Below are 2,111 nucleotides of genomic sequence, written 5' to 3' on the forward strand. Positions count from 1 at the left end.
GGTGTGACGATATCTGCGCTCAAGTTGCTCCAGTAATCGTGCTTCTTGCGCAGCTATTCGCTGCCTATGCTCTTGATAGAAACGTGAGGCTAAGGCTGCGTTTAGTATAAATAGCTCTAGTGCTGAACCGATCTGCATACCGTACTCGGTAACGAAGCTCACCGGCATCAGGCCCTGTTTACTGAGCGCAGATATCGTCACACCAAACATGAAAGTACTCCATGCTGTGGCATAGATCCACGCCATCCTATTCCCCATAAAGCCCAATATTGGCCCCATTATGAGTAAAACAAAGCTGCCAGGAATGGCCCCCATCACCGACAATTGCAAGGAGGTCTGCGCATCAAATACCAAGATGCCAGCAAGGCCAATCAAGGCAATACCAATGATCGCATTGATTAAATACCCCAAAGTCTTACTGTATTGCTCAGGCTTGAGAAATTCTCGTGAGAATAGCGCTGAAAAAAGTAAACAGCTGGACGGCAATAACAATAAAAGCGTGTGATGAAACTCGGGGTTATCTGAATAAATAAAGGGGAAAAGCTTCGCTCTCATAATACCAAAGAACAGCATGTACAAGAATGCTGCGACTGAATAGTATAAATACAGCTTTTCCCTGAGCGCGACAAAGATTAATAAGTTAAAGAAGACAATAACTGATACAACGCCAAAGTAGGTCGCATGTAATGCGTCTTCTTTTCCTAGCTGCACAAAGGTGCTCGTTGCATCAGAAATTTTCATCGGAACCAACTGAGAACCTGCCGTGTCGACTCTTAGATAAATCTGGTGGGTTTCACCCGCAGCTATTTTGACAGGAAAGAGAAAATTAGGGTGATCTATCAGGCGCTGCGAATAGGGCTTTCTATCTCCGGTGTGAACTTCACTGACTAAGTTGTCACCTGCAAAATGATAAAAATCCACATAATCCAACAAAGGGTAACTGATCTCTAGAATCTGCTCCTTTTGCGCCTGGCTTGGGTTACTTAATTCAAAACGATACCAGTACGGATAACGCTGATAACCAAAGTTAGCCGAGTCTTCACTAAGACCTTTCCATTCACCTTCTCTTACAAGGCTTTTTATTGCCTCTATGCCGCTGTTACCTGAGTGATCTACTAGGTATTCACTTCGAATAATACGGGGCGCACCATCGTCTGGCATCACATTCGTAATACCCCAAGCAGGCCCGATAAAGCTTCCACTTAGACACAGCAAGAATATCAGTAGCGGCCTAAGCAAAATGTTTTTTAAGAACGTCATATATAAGGTTGGCTAATTTTAGTGTAAACAATTTCTCTGTTTCTTAAGCGTAGCAGGACAATTGATTTTTTCCTCTGCTCACTTGATATACATTTATGAGTAGATTCCCCCTTATTCACAAACTATTTCAAACAAATACATGCTATGACTTCAACTAAGCTCTATACTGAAGCTATGCTGCCTATAAAAAATATACTTGTAGAAAATAAGGAGTTATCGATGAGTAGTGCAGAAGCGAGCAAACAAGCCAAAATAATTAGTGAACTACGCGTCTTTATTCGAAAGTGTCTAAGTGACCCTAGTGTTTCAACAAAATGCATGGAGATCGCACGCGAGCTGAAAAATGAACCTGATGCTTCCGCTAAAATAGCAGAGAAGATCAGCGCCTCAACAATTGTTAGAATTCCTGAACAATTGAGTGATGCTGATAAGATCTTCTTGGAAGTCATTCACGAAGTCTTAGATGACGAAGCTGCGTTATATTAAGCTGAAGCAGTAATCTAGATTTAGCCTTGAGTGATTAAATCTATGCACCAATAGTCTGTGTTTATCTCAGACTATTGGCTATCCTCGGAGAGCTGACACAAACTACGCAATAACTTCATTGCTCGTTGAACCTCCATAGAAGCGTTCACGATTTCTTTCTGCTCTGCCAGAATATCTCTTAATGTATCAGTGGTCGTCAGTGGATTTGCTAATACCACTCGAAAGACGACACATGCTTGTCGATTATACTTCGGGGGTTCCAAACGCGTTCTTGAAACAAACGATAGGCCTTTCTCACGCTGAGTTTTTTGTACAAACTTAGTGATACGATCCAGAACTGCATTGATCTTTTCCATCAAAATATC

At 42.0% G+C, this 2,111-nt stretch carries 2 protein-coding genes and 1 pseudogene; 1 reads left to right on the forward strand and 2 read right to left on the reverse strand.

Annotated elements, in window-relative coordinates; genetic code table 11:
* Positions 1 to 1,260: 7TM-DISM domain-containing protein (locus tag A3735_RS22730; RefSeq protein WP_197485988.1), on the reverse strand; the 1,260-nt coding region annotated here is incomplete at its 3' end.
* A gap of 219 nt (positions 1,261 to 1,479) precedes the next feature.
* On the opposite strand from A3735_RS22730, the gene A3735_RS22735 reads away from it, so the two are divergent.
* Positions 1,480 to 1,746 carry a hypothetical protein gene (locus A3735_RS22735; protein ID WP_068510046.1) on the forward strand — a complete coding sequence of 89 codons (267 nt, stop codon included), beginning with the start codon at positions 1,480 to 1,482 and terminating at the stop codon, positions 1,744 to 1,746.
* A 71-nt stretch (positions 1,747 to 1,817) separates the two neighbouring features.
* Here the strand turns inward: A3735_RS22735 and A3735_RS31280 are convergent.
* Positions 1,818 to 2,111 (reverse strand): annotated as a pseudogene (locus A3735_RS31280) (hypothetical protein); the annotation flags it as partial.

It is taken from the genome of Oleiphilus sp. HI0061 (assembly GCF_001635675.1).